This is a genomic window from Aerococcus urinaeequi (assembly GCF_001543205.1).
In the GTDB taxonomy this organism is placed as follows: domain Bacteria; phylum Bacillota; class Bacilli; order Lactobacillales; family Aerococcaceae; genus Aerococcus; species Aerococcus urinaeequi.
In genome coordinates this window covers 1695535-1711617 of sequence record NZ_CP014162.1, presented here as the reverse complement: position 1 = coordinate 1711617, position 16083 = coordinate 1695535, and the positions used below count along the sequence as shown (strand labels likewise).

The 16083-nt window shown below is 42.2% G+C and carries 11 protein-coding genes, 23 tRNA genes, 3 rRNA genes and 1 other annotated feature; of the genes, 1 reads left to right on the top strand and 36 read right to left on the bottom strand.

Annotation, left to right across the window (positions count from 1 at the left end; translation table 11 throughout):
- Positions 1–132: 132 nt before the first annotated feature.
- From rpmA to AWM74_RS07800, 36 genes are all read right to left on the bottom strand, one after another.
- Positions 133–420: a 50S ribosomal protein L27 gene (gene rpmA / locus AWM74_RS07975; protein ID WP_026465869.1), complete on the bottom strand. Its 288-nt coding sequence runs from the start codon at positions 418–420 to the stop codon at positions 133–135.
- Between the two features lie 13 nt (positions 421–433).
- On the bottom strand, positions 434–781 hold the full coding sequence (locus tag AWM74_RS07970; protein ID WP_003140932.1) for a ribosomal-processing cysteine protease Prp: 348 nt from the start codon (positions 779–781) through the stop codon (positions 434–436).
- A 16-nt stretch (positions 782–797) separates the two neighbouring features.
- On the bottom strand, positions 798–1106 hold the full coding sequence (gene rplU / locus AWM74_RS07965) for a 50S ribosomal protein L21 (protein WP_003140931.1): 309 nt from the start codon (positions 1104–1106) through the stop codon (positions 798–800).
- 15 nt (positions 1107–1121) lie between these two features.
- Positions 1122–1197: a sequence feature (ribosomal protein L21 leader region), on the bottom strand.
- Between the two features lie 108 nt (positions 1198–1305).
- Positions 1306–1983 (bottom strand): amino acid ABC transporter ATP-binding protein, encoded by a 678-nt coding sequence (locus AWM74_RS07960; protein WP_026465868.1) that lies wholly within the window; start codon positions 1981–1983, stop codon positions 1306–1308.
- Positions 1984–1998: 15 nt separating this feature from the next.
- Complete coding sequence (locus AWM74_RS09370; RefSeq protein WP_026465867.1) at positions 1999–3453, bottom strand: ABC transporter permease subunit; 1455 nt, start codon at positions 3451–3453, stop codon at positions 1999–2001.
- Between the two features lie 321 nt (positions 3454–3774).
- Positions 3775–4221, bottom strand: a complete 447-nt coding sequence (gene mreD / locus AWM74_RS07950; RefSeq protein ID WP_420884315.1) for a rod shape-determining protein MreD — start codon at positions 4219–4221, stop codon at positions 3775–3777.
- A gap of 85 nt (positions 4222–4306) precedes the next feature.
- A complete protein-coding gene (gene mreC / locus AWM74_RS07945) occupies positions 4307–5224 on the bottom strand; it encodes a rod shape-determining protein MreC (RefSeq protein ID WP_034258144.1) in 918 nt (305 codons plus the stop codon).
- A 172-nt stretch (positions 5225–5396) separates the two neighbouring features.
- A tRNA-Glu gene (locus tag AWM74_RS07940) sits at positions 5397–5468 on the bottom strand.
- Positions 5469–5486: 18 nt separating this feature from the next.
- Positions 5487–5559 (bottom strand) — tRNA-Phe (locus tag AWM74_RS07935).
- A gap of 8 nt (positions 5560–5567) precedes the next feature.
- Positions 5568–5640: transfer RNA gene (locus AWM74_RS07930), tRNA-Asp, on the bottom strand.
- 7 nt (positions 5641–5647) lie between these two features.
- Positions 5648–5720: transfer RNA gene (locus AWM74_RS07925), tRNA-Met, on the bottom strand.
- A gap of 15 nt (positions 5721–5735) precedes the next feature.
- Positions 5736–5825 (bottom strand) — tRNA-Ser (locus AWM74_RS07920).
- Between the two features lie 33 nt (positions 5826–5858).
- Positions 5859–5930: transfer RNA gene (locus AWM74_RS07915), tRNA-Glu, on the bottom strand.
- 15 nt (positions 5931–5945) lie between these two features.
- A tRNA-Ser gene (locus tag AWM74_RS07910) sits at positions 5946–6033 on the bottom strand.
- A 9-nt stretch (positions 6034–6042) separates the two neighbouring features.
- Positions 6043–6116, bottom strand: a tRNA-Ile gene (locus tag AWM74_RS07905).
- A gap of 10 nt (positions 6117–6126) precedes the next feature.
- Positions 6127–6197, bottom strand: a tRNA-Gly gene (locus AWM74_RS07900).
- A gap of 15 nt (positions 6198–6212) precedes the next feature.
- Positions 6213–6285 (bottom strand) — tRNA-Asp (locus tag AWM74_RS07895).
- A 7-nt stretch (positions 6286–6292) separates the two neighbouring features.
- Positions 6293–6365 (bottom strand) — tRNA-Met (locus tag AWM74_RS07890).
- A gap of 15 nt (positions 6366–6380) precedes the next feature.
- Positions 6381–6470, bottom strand: a tRNA-Ser gene (locus AWM74_RS07885).
- A 39-nt stretch (positions 6471–6509) separates the two neighbouring features.
- Positions 6510–6583 (bottom strand) — tRNA-Ile (locus tag AWM74_RS07880).
- Positions 6584–6597: 14 nt separating this feature from the next.
- Positions 6598–6671: transfer RNA gene (locus AWM74_RS07875), tRNA-Met, on the bottom strand.
- A 20-nt stretch (positions 6672–6691) separates the two neighbouring features.
- Positions 6692–6764: transfer RNA gene (locus tag AWM74_RS07870), tRNA-Ala, on the bottom strand.
- A gap of 9 nt (positions 6765–6773) precedes the next feature.
- Positions 6774–6847 (bottom strand) — tRNA-Pro (locus AWM74_RS07865).
- A gap of 5 nt (positions 6848–6852) precedes the next feature.
- Positions 6853–6926 (bottom strand) — tRNA-Arg (locus tag AWM74_RS07860).
- Positions 6927–6936: 10 nt separating this feature from the next.
- A tRNA-Leu gene (locus AWM74_RS07855) sits at positions 6937–7021 on the bottom strand.
- 40 nt (positions 7022–7061) lie between these two features.
- Positions 7062–7133, bottom strand: a tRNA-Gly gene (locus AWM74_RS07850).
- 24 nt (positions 7134–7157) lie between these two features.
- A tRNA-Thr gene (locus AWM74_RS07845) sits at positions 7158–7230 on the bottom strand.
- 10 nt (positions 7231–7240) lie between these two features.
- Positions 7241–7322, bottom strand: a tRNA-Leu gene (locus AWM74_RS07840).
- Between the two features lie 4 nt (positions 7323–7326).
- Positions 7327–7399: transfer RNA gene (locus AWM74_RS07835), tRNA-Lys, on the bottom strand.
- 1 nt (position 7400) lies between these two features.
- Positions 7401–7476, bottom strand: a tRNA-Val gene (locus tag AWM74_RS07830).
- Between the two features lie 6 nt (positions 7477–7482).
- Positions 7483–7598: ribosomal RNA gene (rrf, locus tag AWM74_RS07825) — 5S ribosomal RNA — on the bottom strand.
- An 87-nt stretch (positions 7599–7685) separates the two neighbouring features.
- Positions 7686–10589: ribosomal RNA gene (locus AWM74_RS07820) — 23S ribosomal RNA — on the bottom strand.
- Positions 10590–10824: 235 nt separating this feature from the next.
- Positions 10825–12374: ribosomal RNA gene (locus tag AWM74_RS07815) — 16S ribosomal RNA — on the bottom strand.
- The 16S, 23S and 5S rRNA genes sit together here with 23 tRNA genes alongside, the layout of an rRNA operon.
- A gap of 619 nt (positions 12375–12993) precedes the next feature.
- Positions 12994–14340, bottom strand: coding sequence for a glucose-6-phosphate isomerase (locus tag AWM74_RS07810; RefSeq protein ID WP_026465314.1), 1347 nt, complete (start codon positions 14338–14340; stop codon positions 12994–12996).
- 25 nt (positions 14341–14365) lie between these two features.
- The gene (locus AWM74_RS07805) at positions 14366–14752 is read right to left on the bottom strand and encodes a CvfD/Ygs/GSP13 family RNA-binding post-transcriptional regulator (protein WP_026465315.1); all 387 of its coding nucleotides are present in this window, start codon (positions 14750–14752) and stop codon (positions 14366–14368) included.
- A gap of 27 nt (positions 14753–14779) precedes the next feature.
- Positions 14780–15367 carry a peptidylprolyl isomerase gene (locus tag AWM74_RS07800; RefSeq protein WP_016897570.1) on the bottom strand — a complete coding sequence of 196 codons (588 nt, stop codon included), beginning with the start codon at positions 15365–15367 and terminating at the stop codon, positions 14780–14782.
- A gap of 190 nt (positions 15368–15557) precedes the next feature.
- Here AWM74_RS07800 and AWM74_RS07795 point away from each other — a divergent pair, with 190 nt between their 5' ends.
- Positions 15558–16067: a divergent PAP2 family protein gene (locus AWM74_RS07795; RefSeq protein WP_034257948.1), complete on the top strand. Its 510-nt coding sequence runs from the start codon at positions 15558–15560 to the stop codon at positions 16065–16067.
- Positions 16068–16083 lie beyond the last annotated feature (16 nt).

Genomic DNA, 16083 nt, shown 5'->3' with positions numbered 1-16083 from the left:
CAGATACATCCACCTTGTCTTTCTGCCTAAATAGGACCGCTAGCCTAAGCTGTTCTAGACTCATAATAGGATTTTTTTCGGGCAAAATAAAAACGCCTGAACCTTAAGTTCAAGCGCTCTTTGAATATCAAATTATTCAGCAGCTACTGGATAAACTGATACTTGTTTTTGGTCACGGCCTTTACGTTCGAAGCGAACGATTCCGTCAACTTTAGCAAATAAAGTATCGTCTCCACCGCGTCCTACGTTTACACCTGGGTAAATTTTAGTACCGCGTTGACGGTATAAAATTGAACCACCTGAAACTTCTTGACCATCAGCACGTTTAGCACCTAAACGTTTTGATTGAGAGTCACGACCATTGGTAGTAGACCCGCCCCCTTTTTTGTGGGCGAAGAATTGTAAATTAAATTTCAACATGGGATAACCTCCTCTAATATTTCGTTGTTTTGGATACATGTATAAAGTCACCGTAATTGGCTTCAACGTCTTCAGACAAGGCCAAATAGCAACTTGTTAATAACATTTGAGCAAGTTCACCCTGCTCTGTAGAGAGATCCTTGGTTAACTCAACATACAAGTAACCGCCATTTTCTTCATCGGCTTCAATAAGTGGCTCGATACTTGCCATACGTGTCAGGTTATTCACTGTCGATAAAACGACTGCGGATACTCCTGCACAAACAACATCTTGCCCATATTCACCAGCAAAGGCGTGGCCAGAAACTTCAAAGCTAACAAATTGATCTTTCTCGTCAGTTTTAAAGATTGCTTGAATCATAACATCACACTTTTAATTAAGCATTGATTGAGTCGATAACAACTTTAGTGTATGGTTGACGATGACCTTGTTTACGGTGAGAATCTTTTTTAGCTTTGTATTTGAAAGTAGTTACTTTCTTTTGACGACCTTGTTTTTCAACAGTTGCTTCAACAGTCGCACCTTCAACTAATGGTGCTCCTACTTTAACATCGTCACCACCAACAAAAACTACTTGATCAAAAGTAACTTTGTCTCCTGCTTCTGCATTTAATTTTTCAATGTAGATAGCTTGTCCAGCTTCAACTTTAATTTGTTTTCCACCAGTTTTAATAATTGCGTACATCTAACGCACCTCCTTATATAGACTTAGACTCGCCACGACACGTGGTCTTTCGACACTTAAAATACGATATCATGCGCGGTTGCAGTGTGGTGCTCACACTTTTTACAACACCATATATGTTACCAAATTAACCTAACCACGTCAAGAAAATCATCACGATTAAGTTAAATAGTTGATAAAATCTAGAATTTAGCTTAGATTATTTTGCGAATTCAGTCGATGACTCAATTCTAGTTCCAATTTGTTTACCGAACTCAGTATCATGGGTAACAATCAGAATGGCTTTACCTTGGTCTTTAGCTAAGGCTGTGATAAGGCCACCGATTTGATTAGCAGATTCTCTATCCAAGGCTGAAGTAGGTTCATCAAAACACAAGACACTTGGATTTAGCATTAAAGCTCTAGCAATCGCCACCCGTTGCTTTTGACCACCAGACAATGTTGATGGAAAAACATCTGCTTTATCAGATAAACCAACATCCGCTAATAGTTTTTTACCATCTTCAATCAATTCTTCTTTGTTTTTAAGCCCTTGTGCTAAGGGTGCTTCAATCAGATTTTGAATCACGGTTAAATTTGGGAACAATTGATAATCTTGGAAAACCATGCCGAGTTCATTTTGATAAGCTCGACGCTCACTATTTGAACTATAGACAGCTTTAGTGCCGTTATCTTTTGATAAGACCTTACCGTTAATTTCAATCGTACCACGGTCTGCTTCTTCAAGATTGTTTATAATACGCATGAATGTCGTTTTACCCGTCCCTGAACGACCTAGTAAAATCACAACTTCACCAGGATTGATTTCGAAGTCATAATCCTTAATGACTTGGTTATCTTGATAAGATTTATTTAGTCCTGCTACTTTTAATGACATAAGATGACCTCCCTTTTACCATTTCAATTGGTTTTCAAATTTACGTAAGACAAATGTAAGAACTGCTGTCACGATTAAGTAAATCGCCCCAGCAACTAAGTATGGTACTAGAGACGCATAGGTATTAGCTGCAATATTTCCGGCTCTTAGTAACTCGCCAAGTCCGATCACATAAACTAATGACGTATCTTTTACTAGGGAAATCACTTCGTTACCAATTGAAGGTAATACAATATTAACTACTTGCGGTAAGATAATTCTTCTAAAACCACGAATTTTACCAATACCTAATACAGAAATACTTTCATATTGACCGTCCGGCACTGCTGAAATACCACCTCTAAAAATTTCTGCAAAATAAGCTGCATAGTTAATCACATATGCTAGAACAGCTGCTGGGAATCGATCCATGGCGATACCAATATATGGTAAACCGAAGAAGATCACCATCAATTGAAGCATTAGTGGACTACCACGCATGATGAAAACATAAGCTTCAATAATTGCTTGTAACCATTTTGGTCCAAACACGCGTAAGATTCCAATTAAGAAGCCAATTGGCACCGATAGAATCAATACAATGACAAATAAAAGTAGGGTTAATTTTAATCCATTTAATAATGAAGGCAATACCGTCATGACAATATTTGAAGAGCCCGTTGATTCTGAATCTTCACCGAACCATTTCGCTTCAATTTCAGCATAAGTCCCGTTTTGTCTTAATTCTTCAATACCTGCATCTACTTGCTCTTTTAATGCAGTGTCTGATTTTCTAAAACCAACACCCATCGGTTCAACAGATGTTTCATCTACAAAGTACTCATATTCATCTAAAGTCCCTTTTTGATTTAAGGTATAGCGAGAATAAATATCACCAGCATAGATCGCGTCCACACGGTCAGCATCCAAATCGGCAAACACTTCATTGTACGAAGGGTATAAGACTGGTTCATCAGCTAATTGGTTATATAAGTCATCTGGCCACTCTTGCATAAATGTTAAGGCTGTTGACCCAGATTGTGTGGCAATTGTTTTACCTGCTAAATCAGAAATTTCTTCAATACCTGAACCTTTTTTACTAATAACCATTTGTCCAGACTCAATATATGGTTCAGAGAACAAGACCATTTCTTCACGTTCTGGTGTGATCCCATAACCATTCCAGATCATATCGATATTACCTGAATTCAACTCAGTTTCTTTCATCGCCCAATCAATTGGTTGAAATTCTAAATTCCAACCATATAGGTCAGCTACTGCATTAGCTAAGTCGATATCGAAACCGACCAATTCACCTGCTCCATCACGGAAACCCATTGGCGCGAATGTATCGTCTAAACCGATAATATAAGTTTCACCACTAGTATCCTCAGATTCAGTTGCTTTTACCGATGTTTGCCCTATAGCAAATACCAGACCTATTGATAAAATAATTGATAATACAAAATTGCTAAGTTTAAATTTCTTCATTGCTTCCACCCTCCAGTTAAATAAAAAAACGTCCTTTTACACCAAACTCACTTGGTATAAAAGGACGTGAAATAAACGTGGTTCCACCTTTTTTCATAGCAATCTCACGATTACTATCTCTGCGTGTCAATACTGACACAGTGATTAACGCTCACGCACGAATTATCTTTAATAATTTGCTCTTGGGTGTGTAGATACGATTTTTATACCTATTCTCAACTTTGCTAGGCTCTCTTTAATAAAAGGCTCGTAACCTCTTCCAATCAACACTTTTCATATTTGTAAATTTATTATAATCATTTTTTAATTTTTAATCAAGTATTATTTTTCAAACCAAATAACTAATTTCTGAATTAGCCAAATAAAGATAAAACCTAAAAAGGCATTGAATAATAACGACGGAATATAGTTCTGACTTAAAAAGTAATAATAGCTACTACTATGTATATCGATTAAGTAGTATAAAGCATAGATAAAATGCGTGTACACGGTATAAACAATAAGGATCCATAACCAAATCGTATAAAAGTTCATTGGGAATTTTTTTATAACCGCCCGAGTAAGTATTACTATCATGGGAAATAAGAATAAATTAACCCCAAGTATCGAAGAATAATAAGCGTCGTATATAAAACCTATGATAATACTCACGAGGAATATTTTTGAATCATTTATTAAATAAACCGCCAATAAGGTAATCACAATCAGTGTGAATTGTGGACTGATCTGAAATTTTTCACTACCCAAACTATATGACAACATGGTCATCACGCTACCATCCAGTAATAAAATAAAGAACAAAAAGGTAGGGATCAAAAAATTGTTCTTAAAGAAATGTAACATATTGACCTCCCTATTCTCCTGTATCTGTAGATGCAGCGGAGGATTCAGCAGCCTGATCTTCACTATCAGCTGATGTATCACTTGAACTTTCATTCAAGGTCATGATAACCAATACTGAACGGATATCTTTGAAGTCTGCAGCAGGTTTTACTCTCACGGACTGAGATAAACCAAAGTTATCAGAAGATGCTGATGTTACTTCTCCAATGATTAAACCTTCTGGAGATACACCACCTAAACCACTTGTAGTGACCGTATTTCCTTCAGAAACTTTTGCATCATTCGGCACTTGTTTAAGGATTAATTCCTGTGTCTTTTCATCATAGTCAGATAAAATCCCAGACACGATACCATCATCCGTTTGAATACTTACAGCTACGTTCTTCATTTGATTATTCTCAGTAATCAATAACTGCACTTTTGAACTCGTAGCAGAGACTTCCGTTACATGCCCTACAAGGCCACTCTCTGTCATCACAGACATGCTCTCTTCAATACCACTATTAGTCCCTACATCGATTGTAATTGAGTCTAACCAGGTATCTGGAGATCTAGAAATAACAGAAGAAGCAATAACATTCTTACCAACTAATGAAGGTTGTAAATCAAGTAAGGCAGATAGCTCTTCATTTTCACTTTGTAATATCTCATTTTGAGCTTCCAGTTCCTCTAGTGAAGAAATTTGGCTTTTCAATCGTTGGTTATCTTCGTATGTGTTCATTAAATCGTTAATTGAATCTGTAAAGCGCATCATCGCATTCGTTGGTGTAGAAACAAATCTACCCACAACTGCGGTCACATCATTCACCCATAAAATTGGTTTGGGCATCTGTGATTGACTAAATATAGAGTAGGCAATCATACTGAATGAAGTGATGACACTAACAAGCAGGACAATTAATTTTTTATTCTCAAAAAATCGTCGCAATATTATCCATCCCTTCACTTACATATGGTATTTATTATATCAAAGTCTTAAGTTAATTTGTAATGTTTATCCATGCAAATCTATTCTTAATATTTATTTTAGGATAATCTTAAGACAATATAAAATAGAAAAACAAAAAAGAGAAGCTTTCGCCTCCCTTTTTTAATTATGATGACCCGTACGGGACTCGAACCCGTGTTACCGCCGTGAAAGGGCGGTGTCTTAACCGCTTGACCAACGGGCCAGTATAAAAATATTACTATGGTCCGAGACAGATTTGAACTGCCGACACCTTGAGCTTCAATCAAGTGCTCTACCAACTGAGCTATCAGACCTTAATCAACGGTCCCGACGGGAATCGAACCCGCGATCTCCTCCGTGACAGGGAGGCGTGATAACCGCTACACTACGGGACCATTTCAATTGCGGGAGTAGGACTCGAACCTACGACCTCCGGGTTATGAGCCCGACGAGCTGCCAACTGCTCCATCCCGCGATATTAATAAGAAAAAGGAGGATAAGGGATTCGAACCCTTGCACGCTTTTACACGTCTGACGGTTTTCAAGACCGTTCCCTTCAGCCGGACTTGGGTAATCCTCCGAGGTAGTAAAAATATTAAGCTTTATCAAGCTATGACCCGTACGGGACTCGAACCCGTGTTACCGCCGTGAAAGGGCGGTGTCTTAACCGCTTGACCAACGGGCCAAATATATATAAAAGCGGAGAATAAGGGATTCGAACCCTTGCATCGCTTACGCGATCTAACGATTTAGCAAACCGTCCTCTTCAGCCTCTTGAGTAATTCTCCAAATATCAATGGGCCTGAATGGACTCGAACCATCGACCTCCCGCTTATCAGGCGGACGCTCTAACCAGCTGAGCTACAGGCCCATAATACTAAAGCGGGTGACGAGAATCGAACTCGCGACGATAGCTTGGAAGGCTATGGTTTTACCACTAAACTACACCCGCATATAATTTTATTTACGGTCCCGACGGGAATCGAACCCGCGATCTCCTCCGTGACAGGGAGGCGTGATAACCGCTACACTACGGGACCATTTCAATTGCGGGAGTAGGACTCGAACCTACGACCTCCGGGTTATGAGCCCGACGAGCTGCCAACTGCTCCATCCCGCGATATTAATAAGAAAAAGGAGGATAAGGGATTCGAACCCTTGCACGCTTTTACACGTCTGACGGTTTTCAAGACCGTTCCCTTCAGCCGGACTTGGGTAATCCTCCGAGGCAATAAAATATCTTTCATATAATCCCATACAAGGATGGACCTTGTAGGACTCGAACCTACGACCGGACGGTTATGAGCCGTCTGCTCTAACCAACTGAGCTAAAGGTCCAAGTAATTATATAATAGCGGCGAAGGGGATCGAACCCATGACCTCCCGGGTATGAACCGGACGCTCTAGCCAGCTGAGCTACACCGCCATATTATACATCTAATTAAGTGGAGAATAGCGGGATCGAACCGCTGACCTCCTGCGTGCAAAGCAGGCGCTCTCCCAGCTGAGCTAATCCCCCACATTAGAATCGGGAAAACAGGATTCGAACCTGCGACCCCTTGGTCCCAAACCAAGTGCTCTACCAAGCTGAGCTATTTCCCGGGTCATGCACCCAGCAGGATTCGAACCTGCAACCGCTTGATTCGTAGTCAAGTACTCTATTCAGTTGAGCCATGGGTGCTTATATAAAATGCCGAGGACCGGGGTCGAACCGGTACGAGGTTAACCCTCGCAGGATTTTAAGTCCTGTGCGTCTGCCAATTCCGCCACCCCGGCATATTATAAAATGTATTTATATGGATGTCCTTTCGGACAAAGCGGAAAACGGGGTTCGAACCCGCGACCCCCACCTTGGCAAGGTGGTGCTCTACCACTGAGCTATTTCCGCGTATTTGAATATCAAAGATATCAATGCCGGCTAAAGGACTTGAACCCTCGACCCTCTGATTACAAATCAGATGCTCTACCAACTGAGCTAAGCCGGCTTATATATAATGCGGGTGAAGGGACTTGAACCCCCACGCCTTGCGGCGCCAGATCCTAAATCTGGTGCGTCTGCCAATTCCGCCACACCCGCATAATGACCCGTGTAGGATTCGAACCTACGACCCACTGATTAAAAGTCAGTTGCTCTACCGACTGAGCTAACGAGTCATGGTGGAGAATGAGGGGCTCGAACCCCCGACATCCTGCTTGTAAGGCAGACGCTCTCCCAGCTGAGCTAATTCTCCGGTTTTGCATGGCGACGTCCTAGTCTCACAGGGGGAAACCCCCAACTACATTCGGCGCTAAGAAGCTTAACTTCTGTGTTCGAGATGGGAACAGGTGTGACCTTCTTGCCATCGTCACCACACAATATTTAATGTGTTTATGAGCATTTTGTTCGCTCAAAACTGAATCTGTAAGTCGTCTACCATTCCATCATACAATCTTATATCCATTGGATAAGTCCTCGACCGATTAGTACTAGTCCGCTCCATACATCGCTGCACTTCCACTTCTAGCCTATCTACCTGATCGTCTCTCAGGGGTCTTACTATCTTAAAGATATGGGAAATCTCATCTTGAGGAGGGCTTCACGCTTAGATGCTTTCAGCGTTTATCCCATCCACACATAGCTACCCAGCGATGCTCTTGGCAGAACAACTGGTACACCAGCGGTGTGTCCATCCCGGTCCTCTCGTACTAAGGACAGCTCCTCTCAAATTTCCAACGCCCGCGACGGATAGGGACCGAACTGTCTCACGACGTTCTGAACCCAGCTCGCGTACCGCTTTAATGGGCGAACAGCCCAACCCTTGGGACCGACTTCAGCCCCAGGATGCGATGAGCCGACATCGAGGTGCCAAACCTCCCCGTCGATGTGAACTCTTGGGGGAGATAAGCCTGTTATCCCCAGGGTAGCTTTTATCCGTTGAGCGATGGCCCTTCCATGCGGAACCACCGGATCACTAAGCCCGACTTTCGTCCCTGCTCGACTTGTAGGTCTCGCAGTCAAGCTCCCTTCTGCCTTTACACTCTACGAATGATTTCCAACCATTCTGAGGGAACCTTTGGGCGCCTCCGTTACATTTTAGGAGGCGACCGCCCCAGTCAAACTGCCCGACTGACACTGTCTCCCGACCGGATTACGGTCGCGGGTTAGAGTGGCCATGTCACAAGGGTAGTATCCCACCAGCGCCTCCACCGAAACTAGCGTTCCGGCTTCAATGGCTCCTACCTATCCTGTACATGTCACACAGACACTCAATATCAACCTGCAGTAAAGCTCCATGGGGTCTTTCCGTCCTGTCGCGGGTAACCAGCATCTTCACTGGTACTACAATTTCACCGAGTCTCTCGTTGAGACAGTGCCCAAATCGTTACGCCTTTCGTGCGGGTCAGAACTTACCTGACAAGGAATTTCGCTACCTTAGGACCGTTATAGTTACGGCCGCCGTTTACTGGGGCTTCAATTCGTACCTTCGCTAATGCTAAGCACTCCTCTTAACCTTCCAGCACCGGGCAGGCGTCAGCCCCTATACGTCATCTTTCGATTTAGCAGAGACCTGTGTTTTTGATAAACAGTCGCTTGGGCCTATTCACTGCGGCTGACCAAATGGTCAGCACCCCTTCTCCCGAAGTTACGGGGTTATTTTGCCGAGTTCCTTAACGAGAGTTCGCTCGCTCACCTTAGGATGCTCTCCTCGACTACCTGTGTCGGTTTGCGGTACGGGTTGTTTGTATCTAACTAGAAACTTTTCTTGGCAGTGTGACGTCAGCAGCTTCGGTACTATATTTCCCTCCTCATCACAGCTTGTCTTTAACACGAAGCATTTCACTCTGTGTCAGACTCACTGCTTGAACACGAATCCAATAACGTGCTCTGCTTAGCCTCCTGCGTCCTTCCTTTGGTCAAACAATACAAACAAGTACAGGAATCTCAACCTGTTGTCCATCGCCTACACCTTTCGGTCTCGGCTTAGGTCCCGACTAACCCTGGGAGGACGAGCCTTCCCCAGGAAACCTTAGTCATACGGTGGACGGGATTCTCACCCGTCTTTCGCTACTCATACCGGCATTCTCACTTCTAAGCGCTCCACAAGTCCTCTCGATCTTGCTTCTCTGCCCTTAGAACGCTCTCCTACCATATCCATGCGGATATCCACAGCTTCGGTGTTCAGTTTAGCCCCGGTACATTTTCGGCGCAGGGTCACTCGACTAGTGAGCTATTACGCACTCTTTAAATGATGGCTGCTTCTGAGCCAACATCCTAGTTGTCTAAGCAACCCCACATCCTTTTCCACTTAACTGAAACTTTGGGACCTTAGCTGGTGGTCTGGGCTGTTTCCCTTTCAACTACGGATCTTATCACTCGCAGTTTGACTCCCGGATTAAAATATTTGGCATTCGGAGTTTATCAGATTTCGGTAATCCTAGATGGACCCCTAGATCAAACAGTGCTCTACCTCCAATATTCATCATCCGAGGCTAGCCCTAAAGCTATTTCGGAGAGAACCAGCTATCTCCAAGTTCGATTGGAATTTCTCCGCTACCCACACGTCATCCCCGCCTTTTTCAACAGACGTGGGTTCGGGCCTCCAGTGCGTTTTACCGCACCTTCACCCTGCACATGGGTAGGTCACTTGGTTTCGGGTATACGACTACATACTCGACGCCCTATTCAGACTCGCTTTCGCTATGGCTCCGTTTCTTCAACTTAACCTTGCATGCAATCGTAACTCGCCGGTCCGTTCTACAAAAAGTACGCCATCACCCATTAACGGGCTCTGACTGCTTGTAAGCGCACGGTTTCAGGTACTATTTCACTCCCCTTCCGGGGTGCTTTTCACCTTTCCCTCACGGTACTGGTTCACTATCGGTCACTAGGGAGTATTTAGCCTTGGGAGATGGTCCTCCCGGATTCCGACGGAATTACACGTGTTCCGCCGTACTCAGGATACAGACTAGCGTTATTGATCTTTCGTCTACGGGATTGTCACCCTCTGTGATTGGCCTTCCCATGCCATTCGACTAAATCTTTAACTACATATCGTCTGTCCTACAACCCCAAAGAGCAAGCTCTTTGGTTTGGGCTCTTTCCGTTTCGCTCGCCGCTACTCAGGAAATCGAATTTTCTTTCTCTTCCTACAGGTAATGAGATGTTTCAGTTCCCTGCGTCTTCCTCTCAAACTACTATGTATTCGTAGTTGAGTAATTGCCTATCAAAGCAATTGGGTTTCCCCATTCGGAAATCTCCGGATCAAAGCTTACTTACAGCTCCCCGAAGCATATCGGTGTTAGTCCCGTCCTTCATCGGCTCCTAGTGCCAAGGCATCCACCGTGCGCCCTTATTCACTTAACCATTGGTTAAGTTGTATGATTCGCGAAAAGTAATTTGCTTACTTTTATTGGTTTTTTACTCTTGGTAAAATTGGAATTTCTTATATTAATTATCTCCTGGTAGAAAATAATTAAATAAGAGGTTTATTACTTACAGTATTCAGTTTTCAAAGAACAAAATATATACAAGAGAGATAAATCTCTCAAAACTAAACAAAGAAGAGTCAAACACATTGTGTTTCCGTTATATTCCTTAGAAAGGAGGTGATCCAGCCGCACCTTCCGATACGGCTACCTTGTTACGACTTCACCCCAATCATCTGTCCCACCTTCGGTGGCTGGCTCCATAAAGGTTACCTCACCGACTTCGGGTGTTACAAACTCTCGTGGTGTGACGGGCGGTGTGTACAAGACCCGGGAACGTATTCACCGTGGCGTGCTGATCCACGATTACTAGCGATTCCGGCTTCATGCAGGCGAGTTGCAGCCTGCAATCCGAACTGAGAATGGCTTTAAGAGATTTGCTTGCCCTCGCGGGTTTGCGACTCGTTGTACCATCCATTGTAGCACGTGTGTAGCCCAAGTCATAAGGGGCATGCTGATTTGACGTCATCCCCACCTTCCTCCGGTTTGTCACCGGCAGTCTCATTAGAGTGCCCAACTAAATGCTGGCAACTAATAATAGGGGTTGCGCTCGTTGCGGGACTTAACCCAACATCTCACGACACGAGCTGACGACAACCATGCACCACCTGTCACTTTGTCCCCGAAGGGAAAGCCCTATCTCTAGGGTGGTCAAAGGATGTCAAGACTTGGTAAGGTTCTTCGCGTTGCTTCGAATTAAACCACATGCTCCACCGCTTGTGCGGGTCCCCGTCAATTCCTTTGAGTTTCAACCTTGCGGTCGTACTCCCCAGGCGGAGTGCTTAATGCGTTAACTGCGGCACTGAAGGGCGGAAACCCTCCAACACCTAGCACTCATCGTTTACGGCGTGGACTACCAGGGTATCTAATCCTGTTTGCTCCCCACGCTTTCGAGCCTCAGTGTCAGTAACAGACCAGAATGTCGCCTTCGCCACTGGTGTTCTTCCATATATCTACGCATTCCACCGCTACACATGGAGTTCCACATTCCTCTTCTGTACTCAAGTTTCCCAGTTTCCAATGACCCTCCACGGTTAAGCCGTGGGCTTTCACATCAGACTTAAGAAACCACCTGCGCTCCCTTTACGCCCAATAAATCCGGACAACGCTTGCCACCTACGTATTACCGCGGCTGCTGGCACGTAGTTAGCCGTGGCTTTCTGATAAGATACCGTCAAGACTGTAGCAGTTACTCTACAATTTGTTCTTCTCTTATAACAGAGTTTTACGACCCGAAGGCCTTCTTCACTCACGCGGCATTGCTCCGTCAGGCTTTCGCCCATTGCGGAAGATTCCCTACTGCTGCCTCCCGTAGGAGTTTGGGCCGTGTCTCAGTCCCAATGTGGCCGATCACCCTCTCAGGTCGGCTATGCATCATCGTCTTGGTAGGCCGTTACCCCACCAACTAACTAATGCACCGCAAGGTCATCTATAAGTGACAGCAGAGCCGTCTTTCAATCTTCTTCCATGCGGAAGAAGATATTATGCGGTATTAGCACCCGTTTCCGAATGTTATCCCCCGCTTATAGGTAGATTCCTTACGTGTTACTCACCCGTTCGCCGCTAACGTCAGAAGTGCAAGCACTTCATCTGTTCGCTCGACTTGCATGTATTAGGCATGCCGCCAGCGTTCGTCCTGAGCCAGGATCAAACTCTCATGAAAGATTTTCATGAGCTTGATTGCTCATTAAAGTTTGCTGACTTATTTATAGTAGTTCTCACTACTTTTAATTGTTGGAATCAAATGATTCCATACACAATTTTTGGTTTGTCTTCTTTGTTCAGTTTTCAAAGGTCTATCTCGTTGCCTTGTAGCAACTCGTATATCATATCATCTTCATTCAAGCTTTGTCAACAAAAAGTTTTAAAGTTTTTAAAACTTTTTTGACCACTTAATTACTGAAGCGACTTGATCATCTTACCCTATTTCATGTTTTCTTGTCAACACTTTTTTGATTTATTTTTTAAACCATTTTCGCGTGGACCGTAAACTATAAAGCTCAATTATCTTACCATTTCAACAAGATGATTGTCAACAGTTTTTTTCGTAGTTTGTTTTTTTGAAACCAAAACAAACAACTTCATAATAATAGCATGTCCTATCAGAACTTGTCAATCATTTTTTTACTGTTTTTTCGATTGGTTTTGCTCCGAATCGACAAGATTTATAATATCAACAAAGCAGTTTTTCGTCAATAGTTTTTTTGTCTTTTTTTATCAAAAATACAAAAAAATGCCGAACATCTCTGTTCGACATTTCTTTGATCGTGATTTTAAACCACTTATTTCAACCGTTCGTTCAATTCTGCTGCTAAATCTTCGAATCCTGGCTTTCCTAATAAAGCAAACATATTTTTCTTGTATGCTTCTACCCCTGGTTGGTTGAATGGATTTACCCCATTTAAGTAACCAGAAATTGCTACTGCAATTTCAAAGAAGTAAATCATGTAACCTAAAGAGTAAGCATCCATTTTTGGAATGGTTAACACGAAGTTAGGTACGTCACCATCAGTATGGGCTAATACAGTACCTTGGAAAGCTTTAGTATTTACAAAGTCTACATCCTTACCTTCTAAGTAGCCTAAACCATCTAAGTCTTCATCAAATGCGGGAATTGCAATTGATTTACTTGGTTTTTCTACTTTAACAACTGTTTCGAATAAGTTACGTTGCCCTTCTTGGATGTATTGACCTAGAGAGTGTAAGTCAGTTGTGAAGTTGGCGCTTGATGGGTAAATCCCTTTACCATCTTTACCTTCTGATTCTCCGAATAGTTGTTTCCACCATTCTGAGAAGTATTGTAATTTTGGTTCATAGTTGATTAATAGCTCAGTTACTTTACCTTTACGGTATAAGACATTACGTAATGCAGCATATTGATAAGCTTCATTTTTACTTAAATCAGCATCACTGTATGCTTCCATCGCGTCAGCAGCACCTTGCATTAAGGCATCGATATCTGCACCTGAAACAGCAATTGGTAATAAACCAACTGGTGTTAATACAGTGAAACGTCCACCAACTGCATCAGGAATAACGAATGACTCGTATCCTTCAGCATCAGCTTCAGATTTTAATGCACCATTTGCTTTATCCGTTGTTGCATAAATACGCTCTTTAGCTGCTTCACCATATTTTTCTTCTAGTAATTTTTTGAAAATACGGAATGCTACAGCCGTTTCGGTAGTCGTACCTGATTTAGAAATAACGTTTACAGAGAAGTCTCGATCCCCAATTGTTTCGATTAATTCAGCAATGTAAGTTGAACTTAAGCTATTACCTGCAAAGAAGACTTGTGGTGTTTTACGTTCTTCTTTAGATTGTAAGTTTGAAAATGAATGAGATAAAAAGTCGATTGCTGATTTAGCACCTAAGTAAGAACCACCGATACCTAATACAACTAATACATCTGAGTCAGATTGAATCTTAGCTGCAGCTTTTTTAATACGTGCATACTCTTCTTTATCATATGCTTTTGGTAAATCAACCCAACCAATATAATCGCTACCTGCACCAGTACCTTCACGTAAGATTGTATCGGCTGCTGTAACTAACGGTTGCATTTGTGTTAATTCGTGTTCTGCAATAAATTGGTCAGTATTACTATAATCAAATTTGATATGTCCCATTTTAATACTCCTCATTTATAAAATATTATTTTGTAGCCATCTTTTGTAGTGCTTCCTCAACCCACCCTGGCAATTGTTCTTCTATAGAAACAAAGCCAATTTTTGGTGCAGGACGTTTTTTAGGCCAAGCATTCTTAGCAGGTTTATTAGAGGTTGCAAGTTTCTTTAATGCTCGAATTGACAAACTCATTTTGCTGGTAAACTCATCGATATCGATAATCTTTACCGTCAGTTTTTGTTCGATGGTAAATTTATCCTCCACGTTGCTCACATAACCGTGATTAATTTCGGATATGTGGATTAATCCTTGATGGTCTTCGTCTAATTGAACAAAGACACCATATGGTTGTAAACCTGTCACTTCACCTTCAACTACATCACCAATGTGGTATGGAAATTCTTTAGTTGTCATGAAGTTGGATCCTTTCTAGTGTGTAGCTTATTCGTTTTCAAAAGTAACACTAGTAATGACAACTTCTTCTAAAGGTTTGTCTGATGCATTACGAGGTTGGTCTTCAATATTGTAGACAACGTCCATTCCGGAAACCACTTGACCAAATACAGTATGTTTTTGATCTAACCATGGTGTTCCGCCGTTTTCGCTGTAAGCTTCGATGATCTCTTCTGGCCAACCACCAGCTTTTAGTTGTCCTAACATTTGTGCAGGTACTTCTTTAGCTGTTACAACGAAGAATTGTGAACCATTCGTATTAGGTCCTGCGTTCGCCATTGATAAGGCACCGTTAATGTTGAACAATTCAAGATTGAATTCATCTTCAAATTTTTCACCATAAATTGATGTCCCACCCATACCAGTCCCAGATGGGTCGCCCCCTTGGATCATAAAGTTAGGAATTACACGGTGGAAAATAACACCGTCGTAGTAACCTTGTTTACTTAGGGTTACAAAGTTTTCTACTGTTTTTGGTGCTAATTCTGGAAATAGTGCAACTTGGAAAGCACCTTTATTTGTTTCAATCGTAGCTTTCAATTGCGTATCTTTAATATCTAATTGTGGGTAAGTCATTTTCTGCCTCCTATTCTTTTCTAAACTTATTGTAACAAATACTGAGCGAAAATTCTCCATTTAATGACTGAATAATTTTATTCCGCCAAGTTGATAAAGTTTTTCATATTTTCTATTTTTACAGCGAAACATTTTCCGAATGAATCTTTTTCATGCTATTATTGAATTAAATAAATTCAAGGAGGAAAACATGAATACAACAACTAATTTTCCTTTAGTCGTTACCTTCGCAGCAATCATGATTGCACAATTGGTTAAATATCCTATTGCTGTTTTCTTTAAGAAACCAAACGCTAACCTCTCAATCATTCATGCTACAGGTGGTATGCCTAGTTCCCACTCGGCTGCCGTTACTTCGCTAATCACTGCTTTGATTCTTCAGTATGGTTTCTTCTCACCAATCGTTGCGATTGCCGTTTGTTTTGGTATGATCGTCATGTTTGATGCCATGGGTGTTCGTCGCCAGGATGGGGAGCAAGGGGTTTTAATCTATACCCTTATGAAGATTCTAAAAGAAAAGGCTAGAGAAACTGACGATACAGATCTATTAGCTAAATTAAACACACTTGATGAGGATCGCATGGTCATTAATGATTATTTAGGTCACAAACCTTCAGAGGTTATTGGTGGTATGACCACTGGTGTACTTGTTACGCTAGGTGTTCGTTTTATCTACATCCTATTTAATCTCCCATTATAATCAACCAACACAGTAA